Source organism: Ligilactobacillus ruminis ATCC 27782 (assembly GCF_000224985.1).
In the GTDB taxonomy this organism is placed as follows: domain Bacteria; phylum Bacillota; class Bacilli; order Lactobacillales; family Lactobacillaceae; genus Ligilactobacillus; species Ligilactobacillus ruminis.
This window is the reverse complement of record NC_015975.1, coordinates 1,565,974-1,584,120: the sequence shown is the minus strand read 5'-3', so window position 1 is coordinate 1,584,120 and position 18,147 is coordinate 1,565,974. Positions and strand designations below refer to the sequence as shown.

The 18,147-nt window shown below is 46.9% G+C and carries 11 protein-coding genes and 2 pseudogenes; all 13 read left to right on the top strand.

Translation table 11 applies throughout. From position 1 onward, the window contains the following. Positions 1-517: 517 nt before the first annotated feature. The 13 genes and pseudogenes from glgB to fba all read left to right on the top strand — a co-directional run bounded on the left by glgB (position 518) and on the right by fba (position 18,134). The gene (glgB, locus tag LRC_RS07990) at positions 518-2,539 is read left to right on the top strand and encodes a 1,4-alpha-glucan branching protein GlgB (RefSeq protein WP_014073928.1); all 2,022 of its coding nucleotides are present in this window, start codon (positions 518-520) and stop codon (positions 2,537-2,539) included. Between the two features lie 44 nt (positions 2,540-2,583). Next, positions 2,584-3,727: pseudogene (locus tag LRC_RS07985) on the top strand (glucose-1-phosphate adenylyltransferase). Further along, complete coding sequence (gene glgD / locus LRC_RS07980; RefSeq protein WP_014073927.1) at positions 3,717-4,862, top strand: glucose-1-phosphate adenylyltransferase subunit GlgD; 1,146 nt, start codon at positions 3,717-3,719, stop codon at positions 4,860-4,862. The pseudogene LRC_RS07985 and the gene glgD overlap by 11 nt, the downstream one beginning before the upstream one ends. A 5-nt stretch (positions 4,863-4,867) precedes the next feature. Next, entirely contained in the window at positions 4,868-6,301 is a 1,434-nt protein-coding gene (glgA, locus tag LRC_RS07975; protein WP_014073926.1) for a glycogen synthase GlgA, read from the top strand. Between the two features lie 27 nt (positions 6,302-6,328). Then, positions 6,329-8,768 (top strand): annotated as a pseudogene (locus LRC_RS07970) (glycogen/starch/alpha-glucan phosphorylase). After that, a complete protein-coding gene (locus LRC_RS07965; protein WP_014073925.1) occupies positions 8,749-10,548 on the top strand; it encodes an alpha-amylase family glycosyl hydrolase in 1,800 nt (599 codons plus the stop codon). The pseudogene LRC_RS07970 and the gene LRC_RS07965 overlap by 20 nt, the downstream one beginning before the upstream one ends. A 1,058-nt stretch (positions 10,549-11,606) precedes the next feature. Next, positions 11,607-12,494, top strand: coding sequence for a phosphate ABC transporter substrate-binding protein PstS family protein (locus LRC_RS07960; RefSeq protein WP_014073924.1), 888 nt, complete (start codon positions 11,607-11,609; stop codon positions 12,492-12,494). Then, entirely contained in the window at positions 12,481-13,398 is a 918-nt protein-coding gene (gene pstC, locus LRC_RS07955) for a phosphate ABC transporter permease subunit PstC (protein WP_014073923.1), read from the top strand. Before LRC_RS07960 ends, pstC begins: the two co-directional genes overlap by 14 nt. Beyond that, positions 13,399-14,292: a phosphate ABC transporter permease PstA gene (gene pstA, locus LRC_RS07950; RefSeq protein ID WP_014073922.1), complete on the top strand. Its 894-nt coding sequence runs from the start codon at positions 13,399-13,401 to the stop codon at positions 14,290-14,292. 13 nt (positions 14,293-14,305) lie between these two features. Next, positions 14,306-15,106: a phosphate ABC transporter ATP-binding protein PstB gene (pstB, locus tag LRC_RS07945; RefSeq protein ID WP_014073921.1), complete on the top strand. Its 801-nt coding sequence runs from the start codon at positions 14,306-14,308 to the stop codon at positions 15,104-15,106. Between the two features lie 8 nt (positions 15,107-15,114). Beyond that, positions 15,115-15,870 carry a phosphate ABC transporter ATP-binding protein PstB gene (pstB, locus tag LRC_RS07940; protein WP_014073920.1) on the top strand — a complete coding sequence of 252 codons (756 nt, stop codon included), beginning with the start codon at positions 15,115-15,117 and terminating at the stop codon, positions 15,868-15,870. Positions 15,871-15,892: 22 nt separating this feature from the next. After that, positions 15,893-16,555, top strand: a complete 663-nt coding sequence (gene phoU / locus LRC_RS07935; protein ID WP_014073919.1) for a phosphate signaling complex protein PhoU — start codon at positions 15,893-15,895, stop codon at positions 16,553-16,555. Between the two features lie 712 nt (positions 16,556-17,267). Continuing rightward, on the top strand, positions 17,268-18,134 hold the full coding sequence (gene fba, locus LRC_RS07930; protein WP_014073916.1) for a class II fructose-1,6-bisphosphate aldolase: 867 nt from the start codon (positions 17,268-17,270) through the stop codon (positions 18,132-18,134). The last annotated feature ends 13 nt before the right edge of the window (positions 18,135-18,147 follow it).

The following is an 18,147-nucleotide window of genomic DNA, read 5'->3' as shown; positions in this document are numbered from 1 at the left end:
GAAGGCAGCAAGCTGTCTGAAAAAGCAATATTTGGCAACGTTCAAAAATTAAACTGTAAAAAATAAATTTGCATAAAATTCCAACGCTTAGTTTATAGATTAAAATAAAATGAAGAAGAGCCTTGTGAGAAAACAGGGCTCTTTTTTGTTAAATGTTTGAAGAATAATGTTGTCTTTAAAAGAAGTATAGTTTGCCAAAATATAATAATAGCAAGGAATTAATGAGCTTTTCATCTAGTTTGTCAAAGATGAGAGAAAATATTTTGGCAAAATTTCAATCTGGTCGCAACAACTATACAGAAGCTCATTTATCATTAATAAAATTCTTAAATTATTCATTGGAAAATCGTTGACTTATCGTTGCGAAAATGGCTTAAAGCGGTAATTGTAAACGCAATCAAAGTTTTTGGATAAAAATGAGAAAATATCAACTAATTTTTATGCAACTGTGATATGATGTCATTAGAGAGATAATTAATAGATACTGCTGTTCGAATTTTGCAAAGGGGGACTTTTTATGGAAAAAGCGGATTTTAATCTCGAAAATGCGCTCAAAACCTTTGCTGCCGGTGAAAACTATCATGCCGAGCAGCTGTTTGGACCGCATAGAGTTGAGGAAGGTTATCTTTTTCGAGTTTGGGCACCGAATGCGCAAATGATTTGGCTTGTCGGGGATTTTAACGATTGGGAAGACACGCTTCCGATGGAAAAGGACGGGTACGGCGTGTGGAGCGTATTGACTAATGATGCAAAAGAAGGGCAGCTGTATAAGTTTAAGGTCAAGCAAAGTACTGGGAGAATAGTCTACAAGATCGATCCGTATGCGATGAGGTTTGAGGAGCGTCCAAACGATGCTTCAATCATCCATACGATCCCTGAATTTAAATGGAGCGACGGTCTTTGGCGCGGTCGCCAAAAACGCTCCAACTACTTTGAGCGACCGCTGAACATCTATGAAGTACATGCCGGATCTTGGAAAAATCATGATGACGGCAGACCGTATGATTTTGACGATCTGACGGAAGAACTCGTGCCGTATCTCAAGAAAATGAACTATACGCACGTTGAGTTCATGCCGCTGATGGAGCATCCGCTTGATGCTTCATGGGGATACCAATTGATTGGGTATTTCGCGTTTTGTCAGGCTTACGGGAAGCCGGAGCAGTTTCAGCGCTTCGTCGATGAATGCCACAATCAAAACATCGGCGTGATTGTTGACTGGGTTCCCGGACATTACTGCATCAATGATGATGCTTTGGCTTATTTTGACGGAACCGCAACATACGAGTACGAGGACCATGATCGCGCATCGAATCCGGAATGGGGCGCCCTGAATTTTGATTTGGGAAAGCCGCAGGTGCAAGCGTTTTTGATTTCAAGCGCATTCTTTTGGATCGAAAAATTCCACTTGGACGGGCTTCGGATCGATGCGGTGTCGAACATGATTTATCTGGACTATGGCGACAAGCCTTGGAAACCGAATAAATATGGCGGAAATCGCAACCTCGAAGGATGGCATTTTTTGCGCAAGTTCAACAAGGTCGTCAAATTTGCCCATCCGAAGACGATTTTGATTGCTGAAGAAAGCTCAGCGGGTACCAAGGTCACGGGAATGCTTGAAGAAGATTCGCTCGGATTCGATTACAAGTGGAACATGGGCTGGATGAACGACGTTTTGAACTTCTTCCAAATGGATCCTCTTTTTAGAGGCGATCATTTGGATATGCTGACTTTTTCCTGGATGTATCGGATGTCCGAAAATTTCGTTTTGCCGCTGTCGCATGACGAGGTCGTGCACGGCAAGAAGAGCCTGATGAACAAGATGTGGGGCGATCGCTATCGCCAGCTGGCCCAGCTGCGCACGCTTTATGCCTATCAGATGACTCATCCGGGCAAAAAGCTCCTGTTTATGGGAAGCGAATGGGGACAGTATCTTGAATGGAGATATTATGAAGGACTTCCGTTCGGAGATCTGGAAGACGAATTGAATGCTAAAATGCAGCATTTTACTGCAACGCTGAATAAACTGTACAGGGAAGAAAGGTCTCTTTGGGAAACCGAAAACAAACCTGAAAGTCTCGAGGTCATCGATGCCGACAATCGCGAACAGACGATTTTGAGTTTTGTTCGCCACGGAAAGAAGAAAAACGACTTCTTGATTATCATCATGAACCTGACGGCAGTCGAGCAAAATGATTTTTCAATCGGGGTTCCTTATCCCGGAACGTACAAGGAAATTTTGAACACGGAAACAAAGGAATTCGGCGGCACGCTTTTGCGACGCAATCCGCAAAAGAAGACCAACGACGCAACATTTAAAAATTACGATCAGAGCATTAAGACGAACGTGCCGGCATTCGGCACGCTGATTCTGAAGCCGGTCGACGTCAATACGCGCTACGTCAACCATCTCTATCGGATGACGGATGATGAAAGGAAGGCAGGCAGGAGGAAGAAGCGAAGCCCGCGGAAGAAGAAGACGAAGATTACCGTAAAAACGGAATCCGGAAAGACTAAAAAGGTCACAAGCGAAAAATAACAGCAGGAAGGAAGGTGAAGGATGGAGTTTTTCCATCTGGTGAAATGAAAAATGAAATGCTTGCCATGATTCTGGCGGGGGGCAAAGGGACTCGCCTGGGAAAATTAACGCAGAACATCGCAAAGCCGGCTGTGCCCTTTGGCGGAAGGTATCGCATCATTGACTTTACGCTCAGCAACTGCGTGAATTCCGGGGTCAAGAACATCGGCGTCATTACACAGTATCAGCCGCTTGTTTTGAACAATCACATCGGCAATGGCGCAAGCTGGGGACTTGATCGGCTTTGATTCCGGCGTCACGATTCTTCAGCCTTATTCGAACAATGAAGGCAGCAAGTGGTTTGAGGGAACGGCACATGCCATTTACCAAAACATCGATTATATCGATATGATGGATCCGGAATACCTGCTTGTTTTATCAGGCGATCACATCTATAAGATGGACTATGAGGACATGCTCAATCAGCATAAGGAAAACAATGCGGCTTTGACCGTTGCCGTAATCGACGTGCCATGGGATGAAGCGAGCCGCTTTGGCATCATGAACACCGATGAGAACGATCGGATCACTGAATTTGAAGAAAAGCCGGCCGAACCGAAGAGCAACCACGCTTCGATGGGAATCTACATCTTCACTTGGGCGCGACTCAGAAACGTTTTGATGAACAGCTTCCAAAAGGACGTCGACATGTACGACTTCGGCAAAAACGTCATTCCGTTTTACATCAAGAGCGGTGACAACGTTTACGCCTACCATTTTTCAGGCTATTGGAAAGACGTTGGCACGATCGATTCCTTGTGGCGCGCAAACATGGAGTTCATCGATGACGAAGGCGGACTTGACATTCGCGATAAGAACTGGCGCATCTATTCTAAAAATCCGATTGCGCCGCCGCAGTTCGTTACCGAAAAAGCTGACGTTGAAAATTCGATGATCGTTGACGGATGCTTCATTTCAGGGGAAGTCAAGCACAGCATCCTGGCGGCCAGCGTTCAGGTCAAAGAGGGTGCTTCAATCAAGGATTCGGTCGTCATGACCGGTGCTTCAATCGGCAAAAACGTCAAGATCAACCGGGCGATTATCGGTGAAAATGCAGTCATCGGAGATGGTGCGGTCATTGACGGAACAGATGAGGTTGCAGTCGTAGGGAATTCAGAAGTGATAGGGGTGACCGTAGATGAAGGCTAACAAGATGTGTGCCATTTTGGGCAACGAACACGAATACAGCGGATTGATGCCGTTGACGGAAAATCGTCCGCTTTCAACGCTTTATTTTGATTGCAAATACAGAATTATGGATTTTGCGATTTCAAGTGCCGCCAATGCCAATATTCGAACGGTTTACATTATTTTGAACGAAGGTCGCGTGAAATCCGTGTTTGATCACCTGGGCGGTGGTCGCGAATGGGGACTTGACAGCATCGGGAGCTATCAGTACCTGAGCTTTTATCAGGATATTTTGCGCAAAAAGGCCGAAGGCAAAGATTATTACTGCAACATCATTGATTTCTTGCGCAAGTCGAAGTCCGCATACACTGTATTTATCGGCAATAAAATGCTGTGCAACATCGATCTTCGAACCGTGCTCAACGTTCATCAGTCACAGAATGCCACGATGACGGCAGTTTTCAAGCGCGTTTCTTGCGAAAAAATCGCAAACGACGACCAGATTCTCGATCTGAGTTCCGACAATCGCGTGACGGGCCACACCAGGTTCGGCAACGTTGAAAAAAATCAAGATTTGTACAATCTGTCGATGAGCATCTTCATGGTCAAGACGGATTGGCTGATAGAAGCCTTGAAGGAAGGCGAAAGCATCGGGATGCCGGCAAGCATCGAGGAATTTTTGATTGAACAGCTCGGCAGGGTCGATACTTATGCTTATGAGTACAGCGGGTATCTCAGCAACATCTACAACATGAAGAGCTATTACGATGCGAACATGGACATGCTTGATCCTGAAAACTTCAATTCGCTGCTGTTTTCAAGTCAAAAGGTGATCACGAGAACGAAAAATGAAGTTGCGACGTATTTTTCAAAGGGTTCAAAGGTCAGCGCAAGTCAGCTGGCAACGGGATGCATCATTGACGGAAAAATTGATCACAGTCTGATTTCGCGGTGTACGACGGTTGAAAAAGATGCGGAAGTCATCGGATCGATCGTGATGGCAAACGCCAATATCAAGCAAGGCGCAAGCGTCAAATATGCGATTTTGGACAAGTGCGTGACGGTCGAACCAAGCGTCAGAATCGAAGGCACGCCTGAAAATCCGGTTGTCATCAAGAAGCATGAGCATGTTTGCGCTGACGTTATCGGGGGGTGAAACAAATGAAAATTCTGTTTACGGCTGCCGAATGCGCTCCGTTCTTTAAGACGGGCGGATTGGGCGATGTTGCGGGAGCCTTGCCGAAAGCTCTCGCCAAGAAAGGCAACGAAGTCCGCGTCGTTTTGCCGTTTTATACGACGATGCCTGAAAAATATCAGGCCAAACTGACCGATTTGTTCAATTTTTACGTCAGCGTCGGTTGGCGCATGCAGTATTGCGGCGTCAAAACGCTGAAGATGGATGGCGTTCAATATTATTTTTTGGACAACAAGTACTATTTTGATCGGCCGGGAATCTACGGGTATTATGATGACGGCGAACGCTTTGCTTTCTTCCAGCAGGCGGTGATCGAGTTGATGCAGCGCATCAGCTACATTCCGGATATTTTGCACTGCAACGATTATCACACGGCATTCATCCCGTTTTTGCTGCGCGAAAAGTACGGCTGGATCGAAGCCTTCAATCACGTTGCGACCGTTTTGACGATTCACAATCTGGAATTTCAAGGGCAATACGGCAGAGAAGTCATGTCGGAATTGTTCGGGATGAGCGCCGATCGCTATGATGACGGCACGATTCAGATGGGAGACGCCGTCAACTTTATGAAAGCGGGCATCTTTTATGCCGATCGCATCAATACCGTCAGCCCGTCTTATGCGGCAGAGATTCAAACGAAAGAATTCGGCTGCGGTCTTGACGACATTTTGAGAATGTGCAGTTTCAAGCTGTCGGGAATTTTGAACGGGATTGATTATGAAACGAACGATCCGGAAAAAGATCCGGCAATTCCTTATAATTTTTCCGTCAAAAATCTTGCCGGCAAGAAAAAGGACAAAGAGGCTCTGCAAAAGAAATTCGGTCTTCCGGTCAAGCCTGACGTGCCTTTGATTGGAATCGTCAGCCGCCTGACCTATCAAAAGGGATTCCAGCTCGTTTCTCAGGAAATGTCGAATCTGATGCAGTTCAACGTTCAGCTCGTCGTGCTTGGAACCGGTTATGCCAACTTTGAGCATGATTTTCGCTATTTTTCAGGGCGCTATCCTGAAAAATGCAGCGCCTGCATCGACTTTGACGTTGAGCTTGCACAGCAGATCTATGCCGGATGCGACATGTTCTTGATGCCGTCCGCATTTGAACCGTGCGGGCTTTCGCAAATGATTTCAATGCGTTACGGCACGCTGCCGATCGTTCATCAGATCGGCGGACTCAGAGATTCGGTATGGGCATATAATCCGATTGAAGGAGTCGGCACTGGATTTGGCTTCGAAGAATTCGGGTCGTTTTGGATGATGGAGGAAATCAAGCAGGCACTAAACGTCTACAACAAGCAGCCAAAAGTCTGGGCAAGCATGATGAAGACGGCGATGACTTCTGATTTCAGTTGGGACAGTGCAAGTCAGAATTATCTTGACTTGTATGAGCAAATTTTACGTTAGTTTACGTTTTTCAAGGAGGGTAAGCGTATGGAAATCACTAAGGAACAGTTTATCAAGGAATTCAAGCGGCGTTTGACCGATGAATATGCTTTGGACGTCAAGGATGCGACGCCGGAAGAGCTGTATCAGACGCTGGCGGCAGTCGTCAAGTCCGGTTATTCCGACATTTGGCGCAAGACGTGGAAGAATTACATCAAAGAAGACCAAAAGCAGGTCTATTATTTTTCAATCGAGTTTTTGCCAGGGAGGCTGCTCAAGAGCAATCTTTTGAACATGGGCTGGTACGAACTGGTTGATTCGGCCTTTAAAGAGATGGGACTCAGTCTGGATGAGATTGCCGAAGCAGAACGCGACATGGCTTTGGGAAACGGTGGACTCGGTCGTTTGGCGAGCGCCTTCATGGATTCGAGCGCATCCGACGGACTCCCGGTCAACGGCAACGGGATTCGCTACAAGTACGGCCTGTTCAAGCAAAAGTTCGTTGATGGCTATCAGGTCGAACTTCCGAACGAATGGCTCAATCAAGGAAACGTCTGGGAAGTTGCGCGCGAAAGCAAGGCCGTTGACGTCAAATTCGGCGGACAGGTCTATTTGGAAGAAGTTGACGGCGTGCTTCAGCCGGTTTACAAAAATTTCTTATATCATTCGGGCTGTTCCTTACGATACGGGGATTGTCGGCTACAAAAACAATCACGTCAACACGATGAGATTGTGGGATGCGCAAATTCCTGCTTCAGAAGAAGTCAAGTTTCCGACCATTGAATCGAGAAGAAAAGTCGAAGATCTGACCTCAGTTCTTTACCCGGACGATTCAAACGAAGAAGGACGTTTGTTGAGACTCCGTCAGGAATACTTCTTCGTTTCGGCAGGTCTTCAAAGTATCGTACGCCATTACAAGAAGTACGGCAAGCCGATGAGTGAAATTTCAGATCATATTTCCGTGCACATCAATGATACTCATCCTGCAATGTGCGTCGCTGAATTTATGCGCATTCTGCTTGACGATGAAAAGATGGGCTGGGACGAGGCCTTTGATCAGACCGTCAAGACGATGAGCTACACGAACCACACAATCATGTCGGAAGCGCTTGAAAAATGGCCGGTTTCCTTTATTGAACGCGTGCAGCCGCGCATCATGCAAATCATTGCGGAAATTGACCGGCGCTATGCGCTTGAACTTGCCAAAAGAGCAGAGACCGACCTTATTTCTGGCACGCGCATCGTGAACAACGGCATCGTGCATATGGCACACCTTGCAATCATCGGGTCGCACAGCACGAACGGTGTGGCTAAATTGCATACGGATCTTTTGGAACAAGACGTTTTGAAGGATTTCTACCATCTTTATCCGGAACGTTTCAATAATAAGACGAACGGGATCACGATCAGACGCTGGCTTCAAATCGCTGATCCGCGCCTTGCCAAGATTATCGACAAGACAATCGGAACGAAGTGGCGCAGCAATCCGAAAGAGCTGCACAATCTCGCAACGCATCTCAACGATTGGCGCCTGCTTGCCGATATCGGCAAGGCAAAGCATCAAAACAAGGTCGATCTTGCAAAATATATCAAACAGACGACGGGAATCGTCGTTTCGCCGGATGCGATCTTTGACGTTCAGGTCAAGCGTCTTCACGCATACAAGCGTCAATTGCTCAACTTGCTGAAAATCGTGAAATATTACCTTGATCTGAAGGATGATCCGAAAAAAGACGTCGTGCCGCGCGTCTTCATTTTTGGTGCCAAGGCTGCTCCGAGCTATCATTATGCAAAATCAATCATCAAATGCATCAATGAGGTCGGCAACCTGATCAACAACGACAAAACGATCAAAGACAAGCTCAAGGTCGTCTTCCTGGAAGACTACGGGGTATCGCTTGCGGAAAAGATCATTCCGGCTGCGGACGTCAGCGAGCAGATTTCAACGGCCACAAAGGAAGCATCCGGCACGTCCAACATGAAATTCATGCTCGACGGAGCCTTGACCGTTGCAACGCTTGACGGTGCCAACATTGAAATCAAGGATTACGTGGGCGAGGACAACATTTTTATCTTCGGTCTGAAGAAAGAAGAAGTTTTGCAATACGAAGCCGATCACAGCTATCAGTCAAGCGACTATTACGCAAACGACCCGATTTTGCATCGTGTGCTTGATGCGTTTGTCGACGGAACGATTCCTTCAATCAGCGCAGAAGGTGCGGAAATTTTCAATTCGCTCGTGCGTGACAAAGATGAATACTTTGTTTTGCGCGACTTCGAAGATTATCTGAGAGCACAAAGCGAGGTCGAAAAGACGTACCGCAATCCGTCGCTTTGGAACAAGAAGTGCCTCGTCAACATTGCAAATGCCGGCTACTTCTCATCTGATTATACGATTCAAAAGTACGCTGACGAAATTTGGCACGTTGCCCCTTCTGCCCCGTTAGACGGAAAGGATTGTGGAGCAAATGGCCAATATCCGCTTTAATCCTTGGAGAAAAGAGTACAAGCGACCCTTTGGCGCAATCAAAGCAGGTCAGGCAGCAGAATTCATGATTGAAGTCTATGACGCTTACGTTAAAAGCGTTGAGCTGGAAATTTATCGCGACGGCGAATCAACGCCCTGCATTTTACAGATGGAAGATCAGCATGACGGACGCTATTGCTGCACGTATACGGCAGGCTCTGCCGGACTTTTGTTTTATTACTTCAAGCTCGTTTTGTACGAAAATAATTCTGAGCAGACCTATTATTACTGTTTGGGACTTGGCGTCACGCAGAATGAGGGCGAACTTTCCGAGCATTCCTACCAGTTGACGGTGTATGAGCACGGGGTCGAAGCCCCCGATTGGTATCAGGATGCGGTTTGCTACCAGATTTTTCCGGATCGGTTCGCAAACGGGAATCCCGATGGCAGAATCGATGGTCGCAAGCAGAACAGTTTCATTTACGGGACGGATTCGGATCTGCCGATGTACATCAGAAACAAGGACGGCGGCATTGATCGCTGGGATTTTTACGGCGGCAACATTCGTGGCATCATCGAAAAGATTCCTTATTTAAAGGAGCTTGGCATCACGATGATCTACCTGAATCCCGTTTTTGAGGCGACCAGCAACCATCGATACGATACCAACGATTACATGAAAATCGATCCGATGCTCGGAACAGAAGATGATTTTGCAGAGCTTTTGCAAAAGCTGCATGCAAACGGGATTCACGTGATTTTGGACGGCGTGTTCAATCACGTCGGCAAAAACAGCCGCTATTTCAATGCAGGCGGACTTTACGGCGATGACGAAGGCGCTTTTCGCAACAAGGAAAGCAAGTATTATTCGTGGTTTCGCTTCATTCACTATCCCGATTCCTATGATTCGTGGTGGGGCGTGTCCGACTTGCCGACCGTTGATAAGGAAAATCCGGACTATCAGCAGTTTATCTACGGCAAAAAAGACAGCGTCATCAGCAAGTGGACGAGCTTTGGCGTTGACGGCTGGCGGCTTGACGTTGCGGACGAATTGACGGATGACTTTATTGAAAACATCCGCAAAACTTTGGATGATTATAAGAAGCGCGTCTTGATCGGCGAAGTCTGGGAGGATGCTTCAAACAAGGTTGCCTACTCCAAGCGGCGCCGCTACGTTTATGGCAACGGTCTTTACGGCGTCATGAACTATCCGCTGAGAAAGTGCATCATTGATCTGGTGTTAAGCTCTAGATCTCCGCTTGAAATTGCGCACGAACTGATGCAGCTTCGCGAAAACTATCCGCGAGATTTCTTCTTCAATTCGCTGAACAATTTGGATACGCATGACACCAAGCGCATCATTACGGCGTGTTCGGGAAAGATGCAGCTTGTCAGAACTGCATGGGAGCTATTGTTCATGTTCCCTGGGATTCCTTGCGTTTACTACGGGGATGAAGCTGGTCTTGTCGGTGATTCCGATCCGGACAACCGCCGTTTCTTCCCATGGGGGCACGAGAATCAAGAGATGCTGCAATTCATGAAATGCTTAATTTCAAAGCGCCGGGCGTCGCAGGTGCTGAGTCGCGGTGAGCTATCCTTGTTCGTTAGCGGAACGTTTTTTGGCATCGGTCGCTTTTTGGGCGATGAAGCAGTCGCATATCTGGTCAATGCGTCCGATTGCGAAGCAGAATTTAACCCGGATCAATTGCAAAGTTTCCATGACGAGGCGGGGCTTGGTGCCAAGCTGTGTCAGGCTTTTGCCAATAAGAAGTTTGGTGCTTGGGAAAGCGTCGAAATCTGAAAATTTATTGAAAAACCGCAGTGCCGTTGGGTGCTGCGGTTTTTTTCGCGGAATGGGGGTGGCGCGGATGTTGAGGGTGGTTGTGGTTAGGGGATATTGCGGACGGGAAGCGGCAGAACATTTTTGCAATTTTTAGGGATTTTGTTCTACTTTCGGGACCGCGCGAGCCGGATTGGGGAGCGGGAGTAGACAAAATGCGGTCGTTTTGCTCCGTTTTTGTCTACTTTGAGGTCCGCGCGGGGGCTTTTTGAAAGCGGAGGTAGACAAAATGCGGTCGTTTTGCTCCGTTTTTGTCTACTTTGAGGTCCGCGCGGGGGCTTTTTGAAAGCGGAGGTAGACAAAATGCGGTCGTTTTGCTCCGTTTTTGTCTACTTTGAGGTCCGCGCGGGGGCTTTTGGGGAGCGGGAGTAGACAAAATGCGGTCGTTTTGCTCCGTTTTTGTCTACTTTGAGGTCCGCGCGGGGGCTTTTTGAAAGCGGAGGTAGACAAAATGCGGTCGTTTTGCTCCGTTTTTGTCTACTTTGAGGTCCGCGCGGGGGCTTTTTGAAGGCAGCGGTAGACAAAAAACGGTCGTTTTGCTTTGTTTTTGTCTACTTTGAGGTCCGCGCGGGGGCTTTTTGAAGGCAGCGGTAGACAAAAAACGGTCGTTTTGCTTGTTTTTGTCTACTTCTGAGTCCGCGCGGGGGCTTTTTGAAGGCAGCGGTAGACAAAAAACGGTCGTTTTGCTTTGTTTTTGTCTACTTTGAGGTCCGCACGGGGGACTTTTGAAGGCAGCGGTAGACAAAATACGATCATTTTGCTTCGTTTTTGTCTACTTCTAGTTCCGCGGCGCTGGATTTAGCCGTGTGAGCAGGCAAAAACGAGTATAAAAGCAGACTTTGGCTGCCGCGAGCACTGCATTTTGCCGTGAAAATTTGGCGAAATACAGTGCTGTTGCAGCAAGCGTCAATCCGATCAATACATAACTTACATTCTTTACATATCCTTTACAAAACGACCCAACGACCTTTACATTGGAACTTTACAATTGTAATGAAAATAAAGAAAGGGCGATTGTCATGAGAAAGAATTTTCGGATTCTGTGCCTTGTATCGCTGATGGCACTTGTGCTTGTCGGATGCGGTTCGAAAGCGCAGCAAAAAAGAGAAATTACGGTTGTCGGATCAACGGCGCTGCAGCCGATGGTCGAGATGGCAGCTGAAGAATATCAAAAAGATAATCACGACGTGTCGATTACGGTTCAAGGGGGAGGGTCCGGAACTGGGCTTTCACAAGTTCAGGCAGGAGCGGTTTCGATTGGGAATTCGGATATTTTTGCCAATCAGCAGCCCGGAATCAAGGGCAAGGACTTGGTTGATCACAAGGTCTGCGTGATGGGGCTGGCACCTGTTACGAATAAGGAAGCAGGCATCACGAAACTTACGATGGAGCAGCTTCGCGGGATTTTTTCAGGAAAATACACGAACTGGAAACAGGTCGGAGGTAAAAATCTGGCAATCGTTTTGATCAATCGCGCGCAAGGTTCAGGAACAAGAGCAGCGTTTGAAAGCGCAGTGATGGGAAATGAAAAGATGGCCAAGGCACAGGAACAGGAATCAAACGGGACCGTTTCAAAGATGGTCGCGCACACGCCTGGAGCAATCAGCTATTTGTCATTTTCATATATTTCAAAAGACGTGCTCGGAATCGCAATTGACGGAGTGAAACCGACTGCCGGAAACGTTCAGACGGGTGAATGGAAAATCTGGTCGTATGAACATATGTATACTTACGGCAAACCAAATGAACAAACAAAGAAACTGCTTGGTTATATGAAATCAGATTACGTGCAGAAGAATCTGGTCAAGGCACTGGGCTACGTGTCGATTTCTGAGATGAAGGTCAAAAAAGATTCAAACGGCAAAGTCGTGCCGGTCAAAGAAGGTGAACGGAATGGATCCGATTAGAGATAAAATATTGAAGCGTTCGAAGGAATCGAACCAGGATGTAATAGGAAAGATTTTGAGTTATGCGGCAATCATTTTGATTTTAGTGGTGGTTGTTTCAATTTTTGCATTCGTGTTTGCAAAAGGAATTGCGACATTTACGGAAAATCATGCGAGTTTAAAGGACTTCTTGACGGGAACCGACTGGAATCCGAACATCAAAGGCGAAGACGGCAAGCCGCTTGTCGGGGCTTTGCCGATGATCGTCGGATCGTTTGCCGTTACGCTTTTGGCGGCGCTCTTTGCAACACCGTTTGCAATCGGGACGGCCCTTTACATGACGGAACTTTCGTCAAGCAAAGGTCGCGCGTTTATGCAAAGCGTCGTTGAGCTTTTGGTCGGCATTCCTTCCGTCGTTTACGGGTTTATCGGCTTAACCGTCGTCGTGCCGTTCGTGCGCAGTCACTTTGGCGGGTCGGGCTACGGCATTTTGTCGGGGGCGTTCGTTTTGTTCGTAATGGTTCTTCCGACGATCACGTCGATGACGGTTGACAGTTTGAAAGCCGTGCCGAAGCATTACAAATCCGCTTCGCTTGCTCTTGGTGCAACCGAGTGGCAGACGATCTGGCGCGTTATTTTGAGGGCGGCTCTTCCCGGCATCATGACGGCCGTCGTGTTTGGGATGGCGCGCGCATTCGGTGAAGCTTTGGCGGTTCAAATGGTCATCGGCAATGCCTCGCTTTTGCCGACGAGTCTGACGAATCCGGCCTCGACTTTGACCAGCGTGCTGACGATGGGAATCGGCAATACCGTCATGGGAACGGTCGCAAACAACGCATTGTGGTCGCTTGCTTTGGTCTTGCTTTTGATGTCGTTGTTCTTCAATATTTTGGTAAGAATGATTTCAAGAAAGGGGAGAATGTAATTGAATCCAAAAAAGACAAATACGCTTGCGTTGCTGATGATTCGCATCATCGCAGTAATCGTCGTCGTGATTTTGGCATTCTTGATAGGAAGAATTTTGATTCAAGGACTGCCGCACATCTCCTGGAAGTTTCTGACGACGTCATCCAAGGCCTTTACGTCCGGGGGAGGCATCGGCATTCAGTTGTTCAATTCGTTTTATCTGCTGATTTTGACTTTGATAATTTCGTTTCCGATTTCGCTTGGCGCTGGCATTTTTTTGGCTGAATATGCACCGAAAAATGCACTTACGAACGTCATTCGCATGGCAATCGAAATTTTAAGCTCGCTCCCTTCGGTCGTGGTCGGCCTCTTCGGCTTCCTGCTGTTTGTCGTTCAGTTCAAGCTCGGCTTTTCGATTTTGTCCGGTGCAATCGCATTGACGTTTTTCAATCTGCCTTTGCTGACGCGAAATATTGAAGATTCTCTGAATTCCGTGCCGAAGCTTCAGCGTGAAGCAGGGCTTGCACTTGGCCTGTCAAAATGGCATACCGTGATCAAGGTCATCTTGCCGGAAGCAATTCCCGGCATCGTCACCGGCATCGTTTTGTGTGCCGGCAGAATCTTTGGCGAAGCTGCGGCTTTGATTTACACGGCAGGACAAAGTGCAACGAGCGTCGACTTTACGAAATGGAATCCGTTCGATGCGTCAAGTCCTCTGAATCTGTTCAGACCGGCGGAAACTTTGGCCGTGCATATCTGGAAAATCAATTCTGAAGGCATCATGCCGGATGCGGAACAGATTTCGGCCGGATCCTCGGCCGTTTTGATCATTGCCGTCTTGATATTCAACTTATCGGCACGTTTCTTGGGACAAAAGCTTTATCAGCATTTGACGGCGGCAAAACAGGGGTGAGAAGATGGATGCTTTGAAATATGACTTAAAAGATACCTATATTGTGCGGTTCAATCAAAAAGAAACCGAAATTGCGATGACGACGAATAATCTGCAGGTTTTCTACGGCAATAAGCAGGCCTTCTTTGACGGCAATATGCAATTTCCGAAAAACAGGATCACTGCTTTGATCGGAGCTTCCGGTTCAGGCAAATCCACGTTCCTGCGCAGCCTCAATCGAATGAACGACGACGTGGCGCGCGTCGAAGGTCAGATCATGTATCGCGGAATCGACATCAATTCAAGAAACATCAACGTTTACGAAATGCGAAAACACGTGGGCATGGTGTTTCAGCGTCCGAATCCTTTTTCAAAATCCATTCGCGACAACATCACGTTTGCGCTGAAGGAAAAAGGCTTGAAAGACAAGGTCGAACAAGACCGAATCGTTGAAGAAAGCCTGAAAGGTGCGGCTTTATGGGATGAGGTCAAAGACGATCTTGACAAAAGCGCCTTGGCCCTTTCAGGCGGGCAGCAGCAGCGCTTGTGCATCGCACGCGCAATTGCGATGAAACCGGATATTTTGCTGATGGATGAGCCATGCAGCGCGCTCGATCCGATTTCGACTTTAAAAGTTGAGGAAACGATGCTGAAATTAAAGGAAAGATACACGATCATCATCGTGACTCATAACATGCAACAGGCCTCAAGGGTCAGCGACTACACTGCATTTTTCCATATGGGACACGTGATCGAATACGACAAGACGAAGCATATCTTTACGAATCCGGCAATCAAGGCGACTGAAGATTATGTTTCCGGAAACTTCGGGTAGGTGGAATTATGAACGAAATTATTACGACAAAAGACGTTCATCTGTACTATGGCAAAAAAGAAGCGCTGAAAGGCATCACGCTTGATTTTCCGCAAGGCGGCATTCACGCTTTGATCGGTCCTTCCGGTTGCGGCAAATCCACGTATCTGCGCTGCTTGAATCGAATGAACGACATGATTGAAAACGTCAAGATCACTGGCGACATCAGGCTTGACGGAAATGACATCTATTCGCCGCAAACCGACACGGTTACGCTCAGAAAGCGCGTGGGCATGGTGTTTCAGCAGCCAAATCCATTTCCGTTTTCAATTTATGAAAACATTGTCTACGGGTTGAGGATTGCAGGCATCAAGGACAAAGAGGTTTTGGACGAACGCGTTGAAACAAGTCTCAAACAGGCGGCAATCTGGGATGAGGTCAAAGACGATCTGAAAAAAAGCGCCATGGCTCTTTCAGGCGGGCAGCAGCAGCGCATTTGCATCGCACGCGTGCTTGCCGTCAGACCTGAAGTGATTTTGCTTGACGAACCAACGAGCGCGCTTGATCCTGTTTCAAGCAGTTTGATCGAAGAGATGCTCTTGAAGCTCAAAGAAGAGTATACTTGTATCATAGTGACTCATAACATGCAGCAGGCCTCAAGAATTTCTGACACGACGTCATTTTTCTTGAACGGCGAGCTGATCGAAACGGGGCTGACCAAGAAAATTTTTGTGACGCCGGACAACAAAAAGACCGATGATTATTTAAGCGGACGTTTCGGATAATAATTGAGGAAGGGAGAAAAATATGCGACATATAGACACTCAAATCATGGCTTTGAGACAAGAATTCATCACGATGGGTCTTGAAGTTTTGGAAGCAGTCAAAAAAACGGTTACGGCTTTTGAAGAAGGCAACGAAAAACTTGCGCAGGAAGTGATCGACCACGATGAGGTCATCAACGGCAAAGAAACTCACCTTGAAAAGAAATCTGCTCAGGTAATTGCCTTGCAGCAGCCGGTGACGATGGATCTGCGCGAAATCATTTCGATTTTGAAAGCAAGCGCCGACTTGGAACGTCTGGCCGACCATGCCGTCAACATTTCTGAAACGGTGCTTGATCTGAAGCTTCACGAAAGAAACGAACAAATTGACGAGCTGTTGACGAGGATGGGCGAAAACGTCGCCAAGATGCTGCAGGATATTTTGGATGCGTATACTGAAGTCGATGACGGACATGCCGTCGAAATTGCCGAGAGGGATGCGACAAACGACGAAATCTATTCAAAGGTCAACACCTTATCCGTCAAGCTGCTCCAAACAAGCCCGGAAAATACGGGCGAAGGCATCGATTATCTGAAAATTGCGAACAGGCTTGAACGCATCGGTGACTACATTACGAATATTGCCGAGTGGATCGTTTACACGAAACGCGGAAAGATCGTTGAATTAGGCAAAAAAGATATTTAAGGAAAAGGCTTGCAAATCGGGCAGGCCTTTTTGATAAATACAGTGATGCATAACTACAATCTGAGGAAAGACCTCATTCAGATTTACGGACAAAGCCCTCATTTTTGATGATTTGTCCGTAATCAAAACTCATTTTACGGACAAACAGGGGATTTTCAATGATTTGTCCGTAAATTTTTGGCCATTATGATGGGGATTTACGGACAAAATCGGATTTTTAGACCATTTGTCCGTAAAACCTGGTTCGAAACGGCTGAAATCTTACGGACAAACGGCCATTTTTGAACATTTTGTCCGTAAACGGCGGAGCTTTTGCCAAATTCAGTGTCTGCTCAATCAGCGCGTCAAGACGTGATTACGGACAGCGCCTCATTTTTGGACGCTGGCATGTATGGAAACCGTTTCTTAAGAATTCGGTTCTTGCATATCCAAACTCCCGGATGATTTGCGATTAACCGCAAAGCCATCCAGGGGGTCAATTTGCGGCATAATTTTTTCCAGCCTTTTGTTTTGGTCAGAAGCTCTGAATTTGACAAGTGCGACCAAAATCGGGAGGTTGTGAGATGATTCTGACAGTTTGAAAATTGTAAGTGCTTTTCAATGATAATCAGTGAAAATTCATAAAAACAGGTGCTTTGATAAGGGGAAATGTGTTAAAATGAGATTGTACTCAGAAGAGTAATTTTACTGAAATCTTTTAGGAGGCTGTTTTATGTCATTCGTAAACGGTAACGCAATCTTTGGTGCAGCTCGTAAAGGCCACTACTGTGTTGGTGCTTTCAACACAAACAACTTGGAATGGACACGTGCTATTCTCAAGGGTGCTCAAGAAAAGAACGTTCCTGTTCTTATTCAAGTTTCTATGGGCGCTGCTAAGTACATGGGCGGCTACAAGCTTGTTCGCGACTTGGTTGCAAACGAAATGGAAGCTATGAACATCACGGTTCCTGTTGTTATGCACTTGGACCATGGTAACTACGAAGCTGCCAAGGAATGTATCGAAGCTGGTTACTCATCAGTTATGTTCGACGGCCATGATCTTCCGCTTGAAGAAAACTTGGCTAAGACAAAGGAAATCGTTGAATTGGCACACGCTCACGGCATGTCCGTTGAAGCTGAAGTTGGTTCAATCGGTGGTACAGAAGACGGCATCACTGGTGCAGGCGAACTTGCTTCCGTTGAAGACGCTAAAAAGATGGCTGCTACAGGCGTTGATTACCTTGCATGTGGTATTGGCAACATCCACGGCAAGTATCCAGCAGACTGGGCTGGCTTGAACTTCGATCGTTTGAAGGAAATTGCTGATGCACTTCCAGATATGCCACTTGTTTTGCACGGTGGTTCTGGTATCCCACAAGAACAAGTTGAAAAGGCTATTTCTTTGGGTATCTCCAAGCTTAACATCAACACGGAATGCCAATTGGCATTTGCTGATGCTACACGCAAGTACATCGAAGCTGGCAAGGATCAAGAAGGCAAGGGTTACGACCCACGTAAGCTTCTTGCACCTGGCACACAAGCTATCACAGATACAGTTGAAGAAATCATCGGCTGGATGGGTACACCATCAATCGACTAATTCTTTAGTTGAT

Excerpts from the sequence above, each read along its gene's own strand:
- fba (WP_014073916.1), top strand. The coding sequence starts at position 17,268 with ATGTCATTCGTAAACGGTAACGCAATCTTTGGTGCAGCTCGTAAAGGC.
- LRC_RS07965 (WP_014073925.1), top strand. The coding sequence starts at position 8,749 with ATGGCCAATATCCGCTTTAATCCTTGGAGAAAAGAGTACAAGCGACCC.
- pstB (WP_014073920.1), top strand. The coding sequence starts at position 15,115 with ATGAACGAAATTATTACGACAAAAGACGTTCATCTGTACTATGGCAAA.
- glgA (WP_014073926.1), top strand. The coding sequence starts at position 4,868 with ATGAAAATTCTGTTTACGGCTGCCGAATGCGCTCCGTTCTTTAAGACG.
- phoU (WP_014073919.1), top strand. The coding sequence starts at position 15,893 with ATGCGACATATAGACACTCAAATCATGGCTTTGAGACAAGAATTCATC.
- pstC (WP_014073923.1), top strand. The coding sequence starts at position 12,481 with ATGGATCCGATTAGAGATAAAATATTGAAGCGTTCGAAGGAATCGAAC.
- glgB (WP_014073928.1), top strand. The coding sequence starts at position 518 with ATGGAAAAAGCGGATTTTAATCTCGAAAATGCGCTCAAAACCTTTGCT.
- glgD (WP_014073927.1), top strand. The coding sequence starts at position 3,717 with ATGAAGGCTAACAAGATGTGTGCCATTTTGGGCAACGAACACGAATAC.
- LRC_RS07960 (WP_014073924.1), top strand. The coding sequence starts at position 11,607 with ATGAGAAAGAATTTTCGGATTCTGTGCCTTGTATCGCTGATGGCACTT.